General features: G+C 51.3%; 15 protein-coding genes, 1 rRNA gene, 1 other RNA gene and 1 pseudogene. 2 read left to right on the top strand and 16 right to left on the bottom strand.

Annotated features, from left to right (window positions below; translation table 11 throughout):
• The 8 genes and pseudogenes from V3851_RS24815 to V3851_RS24780 form a co-directional block, all read right to left on the bottom strand.
• Positions 1-319 (bottom strand): 16S ribosomal RNA (locus V3851_RS24815); the annotation flags it as partial.
• Between the two features lie 255 nt (positions 320-574).
• Positions 575-838, bottom strand: a complete 264-nt coding sequence (locus V3851_RS24810; RefSeq protein WP_331849124.1) for a pro-sigmaK processing inhibitor BofA family protein — start codon at positions 836-838, stop codon at positions 575-577.
• 27 nt (positions 839-865) lie between these two features.
• Positions 866-1,150 (bottom strand): DUF2508 family protein, encoded by a 285-nt coding sequence (locus tag V3851_RS24805; protein WP_331849123.1) that lies wholly within the window; start codon positions 1,148-1,150, stop codon positions 866-868.
• A 155-nt stretch (positions 1,151-1,305) separates the two neighbouring features.
• Positions 1,306-1,905, bottom strand: a complete 600-nt coding sequence (gene recR, locus V3851_RS24800; RefSeq protein ID WP_331849122.1) for a recombination mediator RecR — start codon at positions 1,903-1,905, stop codon at positions 1,306-1,308.
• Between the two features lie 31 nt (positions 1,906-1,936).
• Complete coding sequence (locus V3851_RS24795) at positions 1,937-2,248, bottom strand: YbaB/EbfC family nucleoid-associated protein (RefSeq protein ID WP_331849121.1); 312 nt, start codon at positions 2,246-2,248, stop codon at positions 1,937-1,939.
• Between the two features lie 71 nt (positions 2,249-2,319).
• Positions 2,320-4,095: a DNA polymerase III subunit gamma/tau gene (dnaX, locus tag V3851_RS24790; RefSeq protein ID WP_331849120.1), complete on the bottom strand. Its 1,776-nt coding sequence runs from the start codon at positions 4,093-4,095 to the stop codon at positions 2,320-2,322.
• Between the two features lie 145 nt (positions 4,096-4,240).
• Positions 4,241-4,508, bottom strand: an RNA gene (gene ffs, locus V3851_RS24785) — signal recognition particle sRNA large type.
• A gap of 187 nt (positions 4,509-4,695) precedes the next feature.
• Positions 4,696-4,923: pseudogene (locus V3851_RS24780) on the bottom strand (acyl-CoA synthetase FdrA); the annotation flags it as partial.
• A 206-nt stretch (positions 4,924-5,129) separates the two neighbouring features.
• On the opposite strand from V3851_RS24780, the gene V3851_RS24775 reads away from it, so the two are divergent.
• Positions 5,130-6,401, top strand: coding sequence for a stalk domain-containing protein (locus V3851_RS24775; RefSeq protein ID WP_331849119.1), 1,272 nt, complete (start codon positions 5,130-5,132; stop codon positions 6,399-6,401).
• A 153-nt stretch (positions 6,402-6,554) separates the two neighbouring features.
• Here the strand turns inward: V3851_RS24775 and rpmE are convergent, their stop codons facing one another.
• On the bottom strand, positions 6,555-6,752 hold the full coding sequence (gene rpmE / locus V3851_RS24770) for a 50S ribosomal protein L31 (RefSeq protein WP_331849118.1): 198 nt from the start codon (positions 6,750-6,752) through the stop codon (positions 6,555-6,557).
• Between the two features lie 250 nt (positions 6,753-7,002).
• Here rpmE and V3851_RS24765 point away from each other — a divergent pair, with 250 nt between their 5' ends.
• The gene (locus V3851_RS24765) at positions 7,003-7,917 is read left to right on the top strand and encodes an Rpn family recombination-promoting nuclease/putative transposase (RefSeq protein WP_331849117.1); all 915 of its coding nucleotides are present in this window, start codon (positions 7,003-7,005) and stop codon (positions 7,915-7,917) included.
• Positions 7,918-7,984: 67 nt separating this feature from the next.
• On the opposite strand, the gene V3851_RS24760 is transcribed toward V3851_RS24765, so the two are convergent.
• The 7 genes from V3851_RS24760 to rpoE form a co-directional block, all read right to left on the bottom strand.
• Positions 7,985-9,253, bottom strand: a complete 1,269-nt coding sequence (locus tag V3851_RS24760; protein ID WP_331849116.1) for a radical SAM protein — start codon at positions 9,251-9,253, stop codon at positions 7,985-7,987.
• 30 nt (positions 9,254-9,283) lie between these two features.
• Positions 9,284-10,624 carry a transcription termination factor Rho gene (rho, locus tag V3851_RS24755; protein ID WP_331849115.1) on the bottom strand — a complete coding sequence of 447 codons (1,341 nt, stop codon included), beginning with the start codon at positions 10,622-10,624 and terminating at the stop codon, positions 9,284-9,286.
• A gap of 147 nt (positions 10,625-10,771) precedes the next feature.
• On the bottom strand, positions 10,772-12,025 hold the full coding sequence (locus tag V3851_RS24750) for a UDP-N-acetylglucosamine 1-carboxyvinyltransferase (RefSeq protein ID WP_331849114.1): 1,254 nt from the start codon (positions 12,023-12,025) through the stop codon (positions 10,772-10,774).
• Between the two features lie 178 nt (positions 12,026-12,203).
• The gene (locus V3851_RS24745; RefSeq protein WP_331849113.1) at positions 12,204-13,058 is read right to left on the bottom strand and encodes a class II fructose-bisphosphate aldolase; all 855 of its coding nucleotides are present in this window, start codon (positions 13,056-13,058) and stop codon (positions 12,204-12,206) included.
• Positions 13,059-13,220: 162 nt separating this feature from the next.
• Positions 13,221-13,598 (bottom strand): response regulator, encoded by a 378-nt coding sequence (locus V3851_RS24740; RefSeq protein ID WP_331849112.1) that lies wholly within the window; start codon positions 13,596-13,598, stop codon positions 13,221-13,223.
• A 164-nt stretch (positions 13,599-13,762) separates the two neighbouring features.
• Entirely contained in the window at positions 13,763-15,364 is a 1,602-nt protein-coding gene (locus V3851_RS24735) for a CTP synthase (protein ID WP_331849111.1), read from the bottom strand.
• A gap of 330 nt (positions 15,365-15,694) precedes the next feature.
• Entirely contained in the window at positions 15,695-16,255 is a 561-nt protein-coding gene (gene rpoE, locus V3851_RS24730) for a DNA-directed RNA polymerase subunit delta (protein WP_331849110.1), read from the bottom strand.
• Positions 16,256-16,328: the final 73 nt, after the last annotated feature.

Below are 16,328 nucleotides of genomic sequence, written 5' to 3'. Positions count from 1 at the left end.
CGTTCACCCTCTCAGGTCGGCTACGCATCGTCGCCTTGGTGAGCCGTTACCCCACCAACTAGCTAATGCGCCGCAGGCCCATCCGTAAGTGACAGATTGCTCCGCCTTTCATTATCTCACCATGCGACAAGATAAATTATCCGGTATTAGCTACCGTTTCCGGTAGTTATCCCGGTCTTACGGGCAGGTTGCCTACGTGTTACTCACCCGTCCGCCGCTAAGTTAATCAGAAGCAAGCTCCCGATTAACTCCGCTCGACTTGCATGTATTAGGCACGCCGCCAGCGTTCGTCCTGAGCCAGGATCAAACTCTCCAATAAAGTGTTTGACTTGCTCATTTCAAAACTGACGAGAATTTAATTCTCATTTAATACTCACTCGTTGTTCAGTTTTCAAAGATCAACTTCGTTTATTTCGTCGCAATTTTGTTTCAGCAGCGACCTTATTAATATACCACGCATTCTCTTCTAAAGTCAAGGCTTTTTTAAAAAAATAATTGTTTAAGTTAATTATCAAGCACTTGCCCTCAGAGGAACTTTAATAATGTAACATATATAATAAAGCCGCGTCAACTGTCATATCATGGTCATTTTCAATCCCAGCAGAAGCCCTACCCCCGGCAGCCCCAAGACAAGAACCGTAGTCATCGTGACCGGATTAATAGGAATATAGGCTTCCGCCACCAACCCCGAGAAATTAACTACATATATCCCGAGCGCAGCAAGAACCACATGCAGGCCGAACCGGGTCAGCCAAGCGAATCCGAGCCGTTTCGAGACCGCAATGTACAACAGTGACAGCAAAGAGATGACCAGAACGCCTATTAATAATATTTTCACTCCGCAACTTCCTTTCTACCGATATTTTTAAAAATATGAACCGTATTTCATCGCATCCCAATGGACCTTCGCCTGCTTGGCCAGCTTTAATTGGATCTGATATCTGCGCTCCGCCGCCTCCAGCGTATAAATCGCCACATCCACTTCGTCTTTTCCGAGCGCTTCATTGAAGGCCCAGGTGGCCATTTCCCATTGTCTCCGGGCTTTACATACTTCTCGGTAAAGATACCGTTTATACTCCAGCTCCTGATCCTGATCGGATAGCGAGAATCCTTGTTTTCCGTCTGCGTATCCTTTTTTCCATAGGCTCAAGTTCCGCTCTCCCCTTCCTTCTCCGTTTATTTCATGTGTATCGGGAACAGGACAAACTTAGAACCTTAAAGCCGCCGGATAAAAAGAAAAAGGAACCCTGATCCCGCCAAAAAGCGGTTATTATCAAGGTTCCTCAAACAGATCTCGTTCAAAAATTAGTTTAGCTCGCGCCGTCCTTCAAGCGCCTTGGAAAGCGTCACTTCATCCGCATATTCCAGGTCTCCGCCTACCGGCAAGCCGTGGGCTATTCGGGTTACGCGCAAATCAAACGGCTTCACCAGCCGCGAAATGTACATGGCCGTAGCCTCGCCTTCAATGTTCGGGTTAGTGGCCAAAATAAGCTCCTTTACCCGCTCATCGCTCAAACGGTTCAATAGTTCCTTCAGCCGGATATCATCCGGTCCAAGACCTTCCATGGGAGAAATCGCTCCCTGCAGCACATGATAATAGCCGTCGAACTCCTTCGTCCGCTCCATCGCGACCAGATCCTTGGGCTCCTGCACCACGCAAATCACAGACGGGTCCCGCGTCTTATCCTGACAAATCCGGCACGGGTCCGTATCGGTAATGTTGCAGCAGACGGAGCAGTAGTGAAGATTTCGCTTCACGCTGACCAAGGCTTTGGCAAAATCGATGACATCGTCCTCTTTCATGTTCAGCACGTGGAATGCCAGCCTTGCGGCCGTTTTCGGACCGATACCGGGCAAGCGCGTAAAGGCGTCGATCAGCTTAGCGATCGGTTCGGGATAATACAATGGATGGTCTCCTTCAATCTCAATTTATAAACTAAAACAAGCCCGGAATTTTCATTCCGCCCGTAAATTTGCCCATATCTTGGTTGGCAAGCTCTTCCGCTTTGTTCAAAGCGTCGTTTACGGCGGTCAACACCAGATCCTGCAGCATTTCCACATCGTCCGGATCAACGGCCTCCGGTTTGATATTCAAGGACATTACTTTCTTGTGTCCGTTGACTTGAACGGTTACCACACCGCCTCCGGCGCTGCCTTCGACCGTTTTGCTGCCAAGCTCCTCCTGTGCTTTGAGCATTTGCTCCTGCATTTTTTTCACTTGTTTCATCATTTGGTTCATATTGTTCACTAGGCCCACATCTCCTTAATTAATATCAGCATCTATTATAATAGGTTGCATACCAAATCAAAATACGCGCGTTATTCCTTAATAACCACAAGGTCTTCGCCGAACAACTGCAGCGCCTCGTCGACCCAAGGCTCCTTGCTGCCGCCGTTGCCGTCCTCGGGCGGCGGTTCCAGCTCAAACGGTTCTTTCGGGGCTTCCGCCGCTCCCTGAATCGCTTCGTTCCAATCCTTGAGCATCATCGTAACCAACCGGCAAGGATGCCCCAACTGCCGTTCCATGACTTGTTCGATCAGCTGTTTGTTGGCCGGTTTCTCCGTCGTTTCCCGGTGGATATCATTCTTAAAAGCAACCAGCACGGCATCATCCACCATCGATACGGGTTCGCCGTTGACGAACCAGGCATGGATCGTTACTTTTGCATCTTTAACGGCCTGCAAAATCTGGTTCCACTTGCCCTGGACCGCCATAAACTCCTGGCTGTTCCGCTGGGCGATATACCGGTCCAAGCCCGACGGGAGCTTGGCGGGAGAGGACACTCTCGGCGCCGGGCTTCTCGACGCCGAACGTCCGCCTCCGGCAGGCGCACGGTCTGTGGACGCGCCGCCGGATGCGGCCAGCCCGCCCTGCAGCGCCTGTTCCAGCTTGCGCTCGAGCTCGGCGAGCTGCCGCTTCAACTGCTGCACTTCCGCGCCAGAGGCGCCGGACGGGGCCGCCCCCGACGAAATTCTCTCGGCGGCGGGCTCCCGGACCGTGCCGTCTTCCTTCGGGAGGCTGCACAGCTTCAGAAGCGCCACCTCGAACAAGGTTTGCGGCTGGGCCGCATATTTCATTTCGGACTGATAATGATTCAGCGTGTCGATGATTCCAAATAATTGAGAGCGCGAAAAGGCCCTCGCCATTTCCTTGAAATCCGCCGCATCCAGCACCCGCTCCGTCAGCTTGTCCGCTTCCGGAACCATCTTGATCATCAGCAGGTCGCGGAAATAATAAAGCAGGTTCTCCATGCATTTGTCGGCGCTTTTCCCTTCTTGCATAAAGCCCTCGATCATCTGCAGCATGCCGCCGATGTCATCTTCCAGAATCGTTCTGGCCAGCTCCGCGAATTGCCGCGACGGGATGCCCCCCGTCATATCCAGCACTTGCTGATAAGTGACGCTGCCGTCCGAAAAAGATGAAATCTGGTCCAGGATGCTAAGCGCATCGCGCATTCCGCCGTCGGATAGCCGGGCGATATACTCAATCGCCTCGTCCTCGGCATTTATGCCTTCCTGCTCGCATATGTCACGCAGGCGCTGGCTTTGCTCCTCCAAGGACACCCGCCGGAAATCGAAGCGCTGGCAGCGGGAGATCACCGTGGCCGGAAGCCGATGCGGTTCGGTCGTCGCCAAAATAAACATCACATGTGGCGGCGGCTCCTCCAGCGTCTTGAGCAAGGCGTTGAAAGCTTCCGTAGTCAGCATATGAACTTCATCGATAATATACACTTTTTGCCGCACTTCCGTCGGGGCGTACTTCACTTTCTCGCGGAGATCGCGGATTTCGTCGACCCCCCGGTTGGAAGCGGCGTCAATTTCAAGCACATCCATGACGGCACCTGCGGTAATCCGCCGGCACGCATCGCATTCATTGCAAGGCTCCGGCGCGGGACCCTTTTCGCAGTTGACCGCTTTGGCCAACAGCTTGGCCGCGGTCGTCTTCCCGGTTCCGCGCGGTCCGCTAAAGAGGTACGCATGCGACAGCCGCTGCTCGCGGATCGCATTCTGCAGGGTGCGGATGATATGCTGTTGTCCCACCATGTCTTGAAACGACTGCGGCCGCCAAGCACGGTACAGCGCAATATGCTCCATATTTGCGGCACCTTCCTTTTATCCATAAGCAGCATTAGCCGCTTCCTTATTATACTATACTAGCTTTGCCAGAAAAACTCATATCTCCGGAAATAAAAAAGCATCTCTGCAGATATTGCAAAGATGCGTTCTTATTCATGTTAAGCCGTGCACCTGTTATTGATCATTGCGATCCAAGCGGCACCTCTACGGCGCAACTCGGGACAGGCTCCCCTCCGGCACAAGAGTGGGACTGCTTATGGCTGCTTCCTTCCGGACCTGACCAGGTTCACAATTACTCATTGCGGAGGACCCGTCCGTCAACGTCTGCCGTAAAGACCAGGCCTCACATCGACAAGACCGCTAACAGGACTTCAACCTCGCTACAGCGGATTGCGAGTTACAGGGCACCGCTACCTCCCCATCTAGCACGGTAATGTTAAGTATAAATCATAGCTTTTCAGATTGCAACCTGGGGGCAAAACTTGGCTCCGGCACCAGTCCGGCACCGTTTATATAATACACGCCAAGCGGCATTTATTCGGTTGCGGCCTCGTCTTCGGCCCCATTTTCTTCGTGCTTGCTCGATATCATCGAATAGCCTATGCCCGAGTAGGTTTTAATGACTTCCTCCCACTCCGCATCGATAGCGACACATAAATCGCTGGGAGCGGCCTTGTCGAGCTCATTCGTATACATCCCCGTATTTTTCATGATGTCAATGTTGGCGGGGGTCCCCATCATGACAGAGACTTGATTCACACCGTCGATATCCGACAGCTTATTGGACATCAGCATCAGACTTACGGAGTCTTGATATAAGTTCGGCTTAATGATAATGTGCAGCACGCCGAATCCCTCCTAGTTCCATGTAGTTAGCGTTTACAGAACAATTGTACTTGGAGAGCCATAACAATCGCATAAATTCTACGACCAGTACATTAAAAATAGATAAACGGAAAAATCTCCGAAACTATCATACTTAGGTAGTTTTTGCTATATTTATAGAATGGAATATTCCATAGAAATGAACTGGAGGAGGTTCTCGTTCACAAATGAAAAAGCTAGGAACGCTCGTATTGGGGATTTCTATATTCGCTGCCGCCCTCTCCGGTCCATATTCAGCTGTAGCGGACGCAGCTCCATCCGTTAAAATTTTGCTCGACGGCTATCCTCTGTCCTTCTCGGGAGAGCCCGCCGTTATCAAGGGGACGACGATGGTGCCTTTCCGCTCCATTTCCGAGGCATTGGGAATCACGGTCACCTGGAACCAGGCGCAAAAAACAATTTCGGCCGTAAAAGGCGAGGGGGGTGCGGCGGTCAATGTTAAGCTGACCCTGGACAATCCCGAGGCAACCGTGAACGGTGTACCTGTTCAATTGGCTGTCGCGCCTAGATCCCAAGGCGGCAACACCCTGATTCCGCTCAGCTTCTTCAGCCAGCAATTCGGAGCCAAGGTCAATTGGGACCAAGCGAGCCGGACGGTCTCAATCACATCACCGCAGAAGAAGATGTATACGCTCGGCTTTTATGCTATCTCCTCTTTTTCCGATGCAGCCAGAATTCCAAGTCTCGATGCGGTATCCTTCGGCTGGAGCCGGATTGATGAGAACGGAAAATTCACGACCAGCGGCGAAACCTTCAAATGGCCCGAAGCCGCCGGCGAGATAACGCCGCAAAGCTTGATCACGGACGCGTCGGGAGTCGGTACGACTCCGTATTTGATGGTTTACTCCAGCGATGTCAAAGGAGAGCTGACCAAGGTAGTAGAAAACGCCGAATACCGGAAGCAGGCGATCTCCGATATGATCGCGGCCGCTACCGTCAATTCGTTCCAAGGCATCATGCTTGATCTGGAAGGCTTGGGCCTGACCACCGACAAGATCGCGACCCGCGCCGCCTTTACGGCTTTTGTCAAAGAGCTGGCGGCGGAGACGAAAGCGGCCGGACTAAAGCTTGGACTGGCGCTGCACCCGCTGAATTCATCCTATCAAGGCTATGATTATAAAGCGCTTGGGGATATCGCCGACGAGCTGGTGGTTATGGCTTACGATTACCGTACGGGAACCGGGAACAGCTCCGACACCGGCGCCCAGCCGGAGCCGATTGCCAAGGTTGACGAAGCCATCCGCCTCGCCATTCAGGAGACGGACAAGGATAAGCTGATTCTCGGGCTAAACCTGCACAGTGAAAATGAGGATTCGGTAACCGACCTGATCGGCCTGGCCAAGCGGTATGACCTCAAAGGCATCGCCCTGTGGCGGCTCGGCCTGATCAGTGCGGACGAGTGGGAGAGTATGCAGCAAAGCGTGGAGTTCAAGCAGTAAAAAGCGAAAAATAACCCCGCAAAGTGACGGTCGGCTCTGCAGCTAAGCTTAACCGCTTACTTTGCGGGGGACCTATTATACAAAAAAATCCCCTGCTCACTAAAGCAGGGGATTTCGCATTTATCCGAGCTGCTGCCGGGGCAGCATGTCTCATTAGATGCCGTATTTTTTCTTGAATCTATCCACACGTCCACCAGCATCCACGAATTTCTGTTTACCCGTAAAGAAAGGATGGCAGTTGGAGCAAATTTCAACGCGCAGTTCTTGCTTAACGGAACCTGTTTCAAACGTATTTCCGCAAGCGCAAGTTACTGTAGTCACGTGATATTTGGGTTGAATGGCTTCTTTCATGACTTTCACCTCTTTCCGCCCTGAGCCTCATGCGTGCACAGAGTTATAATGACACATAAAAGCATTATAACATAGCGCATGAACCTGCGCAATTGACTAAGTTGAATCAACCGTTTCCATATTTCAACCTAAATGATATAATACTTACAATTCCATATTCCGTAGTGAAGCACACTTGGGGCTGTTTTGGCTCGCCGTGTGCTTTTTTTGTTGTATCACTAAATAATTCAGAAAAAGGAGATGGATCAGCGTGGAAAAGTCCAATCCGCATGACGAAGCTTTTAAAAAGCTGTTGCAAACCTTCTTCGCAGAATTTATAGCCTTGTTTTTCCCCGAACTCGACAAGCAACTGGATCATCGTCATACCCGCTTTCTTATGCAGGAGCAACTTGTGGATATAATCGGCGGCGAGAGCCGAATGCTGGATTTATTACTGGAAACCAGGTTTAAAACGCTCGATGCTTACATCCTTATTCATCTTGAGCCGCAATCCTATAAACAAAAGGATTTTCACGAACGGATGTTTATCTATTTTAGCCGGCTGTTTGAACGGCATCGCAAGGAGCATAAACTGATTATTCCGATCGCCGTTTTTACGGAGCCTCATACTGTAAACGAGCCGGATACGTTAATTATGTCCATTCCCGGGCATATCATTTTAAATTTTCAGTTTCTGAAGGTAGAGTTATACAGTAATCATTGGCGAAGATTCGTAGATTCGGACAATCCGGTGGCCGCTGCTCTTCTGGCGAAAATGGGATATAATAAAGGAGAGGAAAGGGAAATCCGCTTCGCCTATTTGCGGATGATGCTAAAACTTAGACACAAGCTGGACGATGCGCGCATCGCATTGATTATGTCCGTTGCAGACTTATACTTCGTGCCCGATCAGAAGCAGGACGAAGCTTTATTATATGAGCTTACCAAACAATTTCCGGAGGAGGGTGAAGCGATTATGGAATTGATGCCGGCCTGGAAGCGCTGGGGATACGAGGAGGGCATTGAAAAGGGCATTGAAAAAGGCATAGAGAAAGGCATAGAGAAAGGCACTGAGGATACTCAAGTGAAAATAGCCCGTAAATTGCTCGATAAGGGATTCTCCCTGGAAGAAATCGGGGAAATGACCGATCTGCCTGTCGAGGAAGTTCGGAAGCTGGTAAAATAACCATAATTAAAAATAACTGCCCAAACCTATAAAAAACCTGGTTTCGGGCAGTTATTTTTGTTTCGGGCTATCCCCGGACCTTGACTCTAGCCAATTCCGCCGGAGGAACATGCGTATATGACCCGATTACCACGTCAGGCAGCTCCTCCTGGAAGATCTCGATCGCCTGCTTCATGCCGAGAACATCGCCTTTGGCTTTTGGGATGAGACCCAGATAACTCTCCGGGTCGATGTTGAGATTGCGCAGCTGAATCAGCCGCAGCTTGGTCCGGCGGGCAAACTCGATCATCGCCTCGAGCTCCTCCTCCCGGTCGGTCACTCCCGGAAAGACCAGATAGTTAATCGAGGTGTACACGCCCTGTTCTGAAGCATATTTCAACGATTTCTCCACATTGGCCAAAGTATAGCCGCGCGGTTTGTAATACGCATTGTAATGATCGTCCAGTGCACTGATCGTGCTGACCCGCATCAGGTCCAGCCCCGCGTCGACAATGCCGCGGATGTGATCGCTGAGTCCGGCGTTGGTATTGATATTGATATATCCTATATCCGTTTGCCGCCGAACCTCGCGGATCGACTCGATAATCAGCTTGGCCTGGGTGGAAGGCTCGCCTTCGCAGCCTTGACCGAAGCTGATGATCGACTCCGGCGTCTTCAAATGTTCGAGCATAATCTCGACAAGCTCTTCGACGCGCGGGCGGAAGTTCATCCGCGTTTGCGGAGACACGAACCCGCTGTCATCGGGCTGCTCCGATATGCAGCCGAAGCAGCCGGCGTTGCAGGAGTAAGATACCGGGACCGCTCCCTCCCAGCGGTTCAGGAAGGTGTTCGAGGCGGTCAGGCACTCATAGCCAAGCGCACAATTGGACAAATGATCATAAAGCCGGTTGTCAGGATACCGCGATTTCAGTTCCTTTACTTGTTGTTTCAGTTCAAGCGGATCGCAATTCAGCGGATTCCACTTCTCGGTATCGTCCGACTGTCTGGCTGTAACGAGAAACTGCCCATCCTTCCAGACCACCGCCGAATACCCGAACAATGGAAGCTTGTAATCTTTATCCGTTTTGACATAGCCGGGCAGGCACAGCCGTGTAAAGCCTTGCGGCAGCAAAGCGCCGACGGCCTGCACATTCCCGGGCAGCGGCTTCATCTCGCCCGTGTCCGGGTCCATCCCGATCGGACGGGTGCACGGCAAGCCGACGAGCGTGGCTCCCTCAGGCAGCGGAATGAGCTCGTCTTCCATGATCTCGACGATCATATCCGCACTGCGGGCAAGGCCGTAAAGCGTCGGATGATCATACACTTGTCCTTGTTCATCTGCGTATACTAAATTCATGCTGTTCTCCTTTATCTATGTTCACGGCTCTTATGAGCCGGAACCATGGCCCGACCCCGAACCGGATGGCGATGACATCCGGGCAGGACGCCGATTACCGGCGCTTCCGCTGCCCGAAGGGGCATTTCCGGCGGCATCGAACGAGGCCAGAAATTCGGCGTTCGTCTTGCTGTCGCGCAGCTTCTTCAGGAATCCTTCCACGAAATCGTAGGAATCGTTCATATTTTTACGAATCGCCCAGATCGTATCAAGCTCTTCTTTGGATAGCAGCACCTCTTCGCGGCGCGTGCCGGAACGGCGAATGTCGATCGCCGGGAAGATCCGGCGTTCCGCCAGCTTCCGGTCCAAGTGCAGCTCCATATTCCCGGTTCCTTTGAATTCTTCGTATATGATGTCGTCCATCCGCGAGCCCGTATCCACGAGCGCCGTCGCCAAAATGGTCAGGCTGCCGCCCTCTTCCACATTCCGGGCCGAGCCGAAGAACCGTTTCGGACGATGAAACGCGGCCGGGTCAATCCCCCCGCTGAGCGTACGTCCGGACGGCGGTACGACCAGATTGTAGGCGCGGGCGAGCCGCGTAATGCTATCCAGCAAAATGACGACGTCTTTCTTGTGTTCCACTAGCCGCAACGCGCGCTGCAGTACAAGCTCCGCCACCTTGATATGGTTCTCCGGCAGCTCGTCAAACGTCGAAGCGATGACTTCACCTTTGACGGAGCGCTGCATGTCGGTTACTTCCTCGGGACGTTCGTCGATTAACAATACGAAAAGCTCGATATCTGGATTATTAGTGGATATACTATTGGCGATCTCTTTTAGCAGCAGCGTTTTCCCTGCCTTCGGCGGCGCTACGATCAAGCCGCGCTGTCCAAGGCCGACGGGGGCGAGCACATCCATAATTCGGGTGGATAAATGGGTTGGGGATGTTTCAAGCACAAGCTTCTTCTGCGGAAATAGAGGAGTGAGTGCCGGGAAATGCAATCGTTCGGCGGCGATCGCCGGGTTCTCGCCGTTTACGGCATTAACCTGCAGCAGGCCGAAGTACCTTTCGTTCTCCTTCGGCGCCCGGCACTTACCGGAGACCAGGTCCCCGGTCCTCAGATCGAATTTGCGGATTTGCGACGCGGAGATGTAGATATCCTCCGTACTCGGCAAATAATTAATCGGTCTAAGGAAACCGTAGCCCTCGGGCAAAATTTCCAGCACGCCCTCCATGAACATCAGCCCGCTCTGTTCGGCCTGAGCCCGCAAAATGGCAAAAATCAATTCTTTCTTTTTCAACTGACCGTAATAAGGAATCTGATGCTGCTTCGCAAGCTTATACAGCTCGGTCAGCTTCATCCCTTCCAAATCGGCAATTTGCAGATCCATGTAAATAACCACCTATTCAATTTTATCGTTTCAGCTATTCCATTACCCTATCATTTGCAATACTGAATCTATAAGGACGTAAATTTGCTAGATTACTACCATAGTATTGCCCGATGGCAAGCAACTTATGCCGGTTCAAAGCATAAACTACTCGGCCTGCCGCCATACATCGGCCCCAAGAGAACGCAAATTGGCGACCAGATTGTCATATCCGCGGTCGATCAATTCTACGCCGGACACTTCGGTCGTTCCGCCGTCAACCGTAAGACCGGCGATCATCAGCGCGGCTCCGGCACGGAGGTCGGCCGCCTTCACCTTGGCCGCATTGAGCGGACCACCTTCAATGATCGCCGAGCGGCCCTCGACGCGGATTTTCGCGCCCATTCTTACCAGCTCCGGCACATGCTTAAACCGGTTGCTGTACACGAAATCGCTGAGCACGCTCACGCCGCTGGCCTGAGTGAGCAGGCTGGTCATCGGCGATTGCAAATCGGTCGGAAAACCGGGATACACGAGCGCCTTGACATCGACATGCCCGTATTCTTTCGCGCCAATGACCCGGATCGATTCATCCAGTTCCTCGACGCCGACGCCCATTTCCAGCAATTTTGCCGTAAGGGCCTCCAGATGTTTGGGTATAACGCCGTCGATCAACACATCCCCACGCGTTGCCGCGGCGGCGATCATGTAAGTTCCCGCCTGGATCCGGTCTGGAATGATCGAATGCCGGCAGCCTTTCAGACTTTGCACACCTTCGATCCGGATCGTTTCCGTGCCGGCGCCTTTAATGCTCGCCCCCATGGAATTCAATAATGTAGCTACATCTATAATCTCAGGCTCTTTGGCCGAATTTTCGATAATTGTGACGCCTTTGGCCCGTGTGGCCGCCAGCATAATATTAATGGTTGCCCCTACGCTGCTGACATCGAGATAGATTTTTGCGCCGCGCAGTTCTTTGGCATGCAAGTGAATGGCGCCATGTTCGTTCGTAACGGTTGCGCCTAATGCTTCAAATCCTTTTATATGCTGATCGATCGGTCGCGGTTCGAAATTACATCCGCCCGGAAGTCCGATCGTTGCTTCGTTAAACCGGCCAAGCAGCGCCCCCATCATGTAGTAAGAAGCTCTCAGCTTCTTGACGGGTCCGTTCGGCATAGGGATCGATCTAACATCGGAAGGGTCGATCTTCATCTGACTGCCTTCCCAAGTGACGCGGGCACCCAGCTCTTCCAAAATCTCCGAATACACCGTGACATCGCTCAAATGCGGCAGGTTATCAAGCACCACTTCGGATTCGGCCAACATCGCGGCGGGAATGAGTGCAATGGCACTGTTCTTTGCGCCGCTGATCGATACTGCGCCGCGGAGCGGACGTCCGCCGTTGATCATTAATTTCTCCATAAGCTCAAGGGTCCCCCTAAGTATAATGCAGCCTAGCAATCGGCCTTGAAAGGTAGAGTTAAGAATTAAGAATAAAGAATAAATACAAAAAGCTGTGAAAATGGAAAGACACCGTCTAGGCGGTGTGCTCTCCATAATCACCTTATTTAACATTGAACCGGTTGAACCGGTTGTTACCTTACGCTTTGTTGCTGGATCCGAATTCGCGGATTTTGCCCACAACGGTTTCTTTGATGGCGTCGCGGCCAGGAACGATATATTTACGAGGATCGTAAACGTCCGGTTTAGCGTTCAGCACTTCACGAACTGCTTTGGTGAAGGCGATTTGGTTCTCTGTATTTACATTGATCTTGGAAGTACCGAGGGAAATCGATTTTTGGATGTCTTTCGTAGGGATGCCGGTACCGCCATGAAGCACGAGCGGAAGCTTAACGGCATCGCGAATTTCTTCCATTTCCTTGAAACCGAGGTTTGGTTCGCCTTTGTACGGTCCGTGAACGGAACCCAAAGCGGGAGCCAACGTATCGATTCCTGTTTCTTTCACGATGCGGATGCATTCTTGCAGGTCGGCATATTGAATGCCGCCGATTACGTCGTCTTCTTGTCCGCCGACTGTACCGACTTCGGCTTCAACGGAAACGCCTTTAGCATGAGCGTAATCAACGACTTTCTTCGTCATTTCGATGTTTTCGTCGATCGGATGGTGGGAACCGTCGATCATAACGGAAGTAAAGCCTGCGTCAATCGCTTCTTTACATTTATCGAAGCTGGATCCATGGTCAAGGTGAATTGCGACAGGAACGGTAATTTTCATGTCATGCAAAAGACCTTCCACCATTTTGACGATCGTGTAGAAACCGCCCATATGGCGTGCGGCACCTTCGGATACACCGAGGATCACTGGAGATTTTTCTTCTTCTGCTGCAGCAAGAATGGCTTGAGTCCATTCCAGGTTATTAATATTGAATTGACCTACAGCATATTTCCCTTGAAGCGCTTTGTTCAACATGTCTGTCATAGATACTAATGGCATGGGTTTCAATCCTCCTAAGGATGTTGGATTATCTTTCTTAGCCGACATTCACACATTTTTTATTATACCACACCGCGAAGAAATTACTATTAAAGGTTGTCCAATTAATTTAGGCCGATATTCAAAAAAAGAACCCCGGAAAAGGGGTTCTCGAAACAGCTGTTAAGTCACGGAACTGCCTTTCAACTGCATGTTCACCGCCACGCGCATTTCGTCGATGTCAAACGGTTTGGTAAAATGCATCAAGGCGCCGAGCTCGGTCGCTTCTTTGATCATATCCAGCTCGCCGTATGCCGTCATCATGATCACTTTGATATCCGGGTTGACTTCCTTGATATGTTTGAGAATTTCCAGCCCGTCCATACCCGGAATTTTCATGTCGAGCAACACCAGGTCGGGCGAATCGCTGCGGACAATTTCCAAAGCAAGCTTCCCGTTGGCCGCTTGATAGGTTCTGTAGCCCTCGCTGCTGAACACTTCCATCAGTAAAATACGGATCCCATTTTGATCATCGACAATCAACACCTTCTTTTCTTCCACAGAAAAACCCTCCTACAGAGTCCACCCTTGTAAATTGCTATCTGTAATAATTCGCCTCGTTTTTGGAATTCCCTTCTAATTTGGAAAAAAGAGACTCAAAAAAACATTTCGGCGTAATTTCCAAGGATGGACATTCGTATTCGGGTACAGTGTATCGCTTGTATTTAATTCAAATGGGCGATGGATGCTTTCACGAATTCGCGGAACAATGGCTGCGGGCGATTCGGCCGGGACGTAAACTCCGGATGGAATTGGACCGCCAGGAACCAAGGATGATCCGGCAGCTCGACAATCTCGACCAAGCGTCCGTCCGGCGAGGTGCCGGAAATTCGCAAACCTGCCGCTTCGATCGTTTCGCGATAAGCATTATTGAATTCATACCGGTGGCGATGTCTTTCATAGATCAGTTCATCGTCATAGCACTGCATGGCCAGGGAGCCCGGAACGAGCTTGCACGGATACAAGCCGAGGCGCATCGTACCGCCCAAATCCTCGATATCCTTCTGCTCCGGAAGCAAGTCGATCACCGGATATTCGGTGGAAGGGTCGATCTCCGAGCTGTTGGCGCCTTGAAGCCCTGCTACATAGCGCGCATACTCGATCACCCCGACCTGCATGCCGAGGCAAATACCGAAGAATGGAATCCGGTTCTCACGAGCATACTTGATCGTCGTAATCTTGCCCTCAATCCCGCGATCTCCGAAACCGCCCGGCACAAGAATGCCTCCGATGCCTTGCAGAAGTTCGGCGACATTATCGTCCGTTACTTCCTCCGCGTTCACCCAGCGAACCTTCACTTCCGCATCCGCGGCGAAGCCGGCATGGGACAGCGATTCAACGACGCTGAGATAGGCGTCATGCAGAGCGACGTATTTGCCGACGATGGCGATCTCGACGGTTTTATCCAATTTATTGATGCGCTTAACGAGATTCTCCCACTCGGTCATGTCAGGCGCCGGGGTGGTGAGCTTCAGATGGTTCACGACGATTTCGTCGAGGCCCTCGTCACGCAAATTCAAAGGCACTTCGTACAGCGTATCCGCATCGCGGCACTCCACAACCGCGTTGGGATCGATATCGCAGAATAGCGCAAGCTTGGCCTTCATTTCGTCCGAAAGCTTGTGCTCGGTCCGGCATACGATCACATTCGGCTGGATGCCGATGCTGCGGAGTTCCTTAACGCTGTGCTGGGTCGGCTTGGTCTTAACTTCGCCGGCCGCTTTGATATAAGGAATCAGCGTAACGTGAATGTACATGACATTCTCGCGGCCGATATCGCTCTTGATCTGACGGATCGCTTCCAGAAAAGGAAGGCTCTCGATATCGCCCACTGTTCCCCCGATCTCCGTAATCACCACGTCCGAGCCCGCCTCGCGTCCGGCCCGGAATACCCGCTCCTTGATCTCGTTGGTGATGTGCGGAATAACTTGAACCGTTCCGCCCAGGTATTCGCCGCGCCGTTCTTTGCCGATAACGGAAGAGTATACTTTACCGGTCGTCACATTGCTGTTCTTGGATAGGTTGATATCGATAAACCGTTCATAGTGGCCAAGGTCCAAGTCCGTCTCCGCCCCGTCGTCGGTCACGAATACTTCGCCATGCTGGTATGGACTCATTGTCCCCGGATCGACATTGATGTAAGGATCGAATTTTTGAATCGTTACCTTGAGCCCTCTGTTCTTAAGCAGTCTGCCGAGGGATGCGGCCGTAATCCCTTTTCCCAATGAAGATACGACTCCGCCTGTCACGAAAATATATTTTGCCACAGTTCAAAAACCTCCTAAATTAGTTACGGGTTGAAACCTAAGATGACAAGATGACTTGCTGCTGAAAAGCCTTATGTAATGCTGCGGCAATTCAGATTTCAGGCGACTTTTGATCAATATAGCGTACCCATTCAGCACAAAAACATAGCCAAAACAGGCCCAAAAAAACAAAAAAAGTGACACCCGAACAGGTCGGGGCACTTTTGAAAGTTTAACTCATTTATAGGTTTGATTCATAAGCCCAAGCAATAGTTTACCCGTTACCTTACCCTCTGTCAAGTCAAGAGGGCAAGGCAAAAAGGTGAATATCCATTCCCGAAGGACTCTTAATCAATTGTCATCGTCATCGGCAAACTCGTCATCCTCGGAATCTTCGTCAAGGTCTTCCTCTTCCTCATCCAGATCCTCGTCGTCCATGAGCGCTTCATCCTCAACTTCGTCGACGTCATCATCGTCTTCGTCCGAGAACAGCTCATCTTCGGAGTCCTCGTCGAGAGCATCGTAATCCTCGTCGTCATCCGAAGCATACGTTTCTTCCTCTTCCGAGAAGTCCTCGTCTTCCAGATCGTCATCGTCATCATTAATAATGCGCGGACGTTTGGAGGTTCCGACCGGATCTTCGGAGCGCTCGATCGGGTACCAGCGTTTCAGGCCCCATAAGTTGGTGCCGACGCAGGCAAAACGCCCGTCGATATTGATCTCCGTATAGAGCTGTGCAATCGCGTCGTTGATTTCTTCTTCGCTCATGCCGCGAAGCTTGGCAACCTCGTTCATCAGGTCGCGGTAATAGTACGGTGTATTCGCCGTTTTTAGGATCATAAAGGCTAAGTCGACCATCGGAATTTCTTGGACTTTTTCCGGGTCAATTTTTAAATTGAGCGGGGTACTCACGTAACGGACACTTCCTCTCACGCATTGATCACAAAAAGATTGATTTTCTCACTAACATATCCATATCACAAAA

The organism is Paenibacillus haidiansis (assembly GCF_036553665.1).
Classification (GTDB): domain Bacteria; phylum Bacillota; class Bacilli; order Paenibacillales; family Paenibacillaceae; genus Fontibacillus; species Fontibacillus haidiansis.
Note: the sequence above shows the minus strand (reverse complement) of the source record. Positions and strands in the feature narration are given on the sequence as shown.

What these genes read in the sequence shown, in the direction of transcription:
- dnaX (WP_331849120.1), bottom strand. Translation starts at nt 4,095, where the DNA reads ATGGAGCATATTGCGCTGTACCGTGCTTGGCGGCCGCAGTCGTTTCAA.
- rpmE (WP_331849118.1), bottom strand. Translation starts at nt 6,752, where the DNA reads ATGAAAGAAGCCATTCAACCCAAATATCACGTGACTACAGTAACTTGC.
- V3851_RS24745 (WP_331849113.1), bottom strand. Translation starts at nt 13,058, where the DNA reads ATGCCATTAGTATCTATGACAGACATGTTGAACAAAGCGCTTCAAGGG.
- V3851_RS24760 (WP_331849116.1), bottom strand. Translation starts at nt 9,253, where the DNA reads ATGAATTTAGTATACGCAGATGAACAAGGACAAGTGTATGATCATCCG.
- V3851_RS24775 (WP_331849119.1), top strand. Translation starts at nt 5,130, where the DNA reads ATGAAAAAGCTAGGAACGCTCGTATTGGGGATTTCTATATTCGCTGCC.
- rho (WP_331849115.1), bottom strand. Translation starts at nt 10,624, where the DNA reads ATGGATCTGCAAATTGCCGATTTGGAAGGGATGAAGCTGACCGAGCTG.
- V3851_RS24750 (WP_331849114.1), bottom strand. Translation starts at nt 12,025, where the DNA reads ATGGAGAAATTAATGATCAACGGCGGACGTCCGCTCCGCGGCGCAGTA.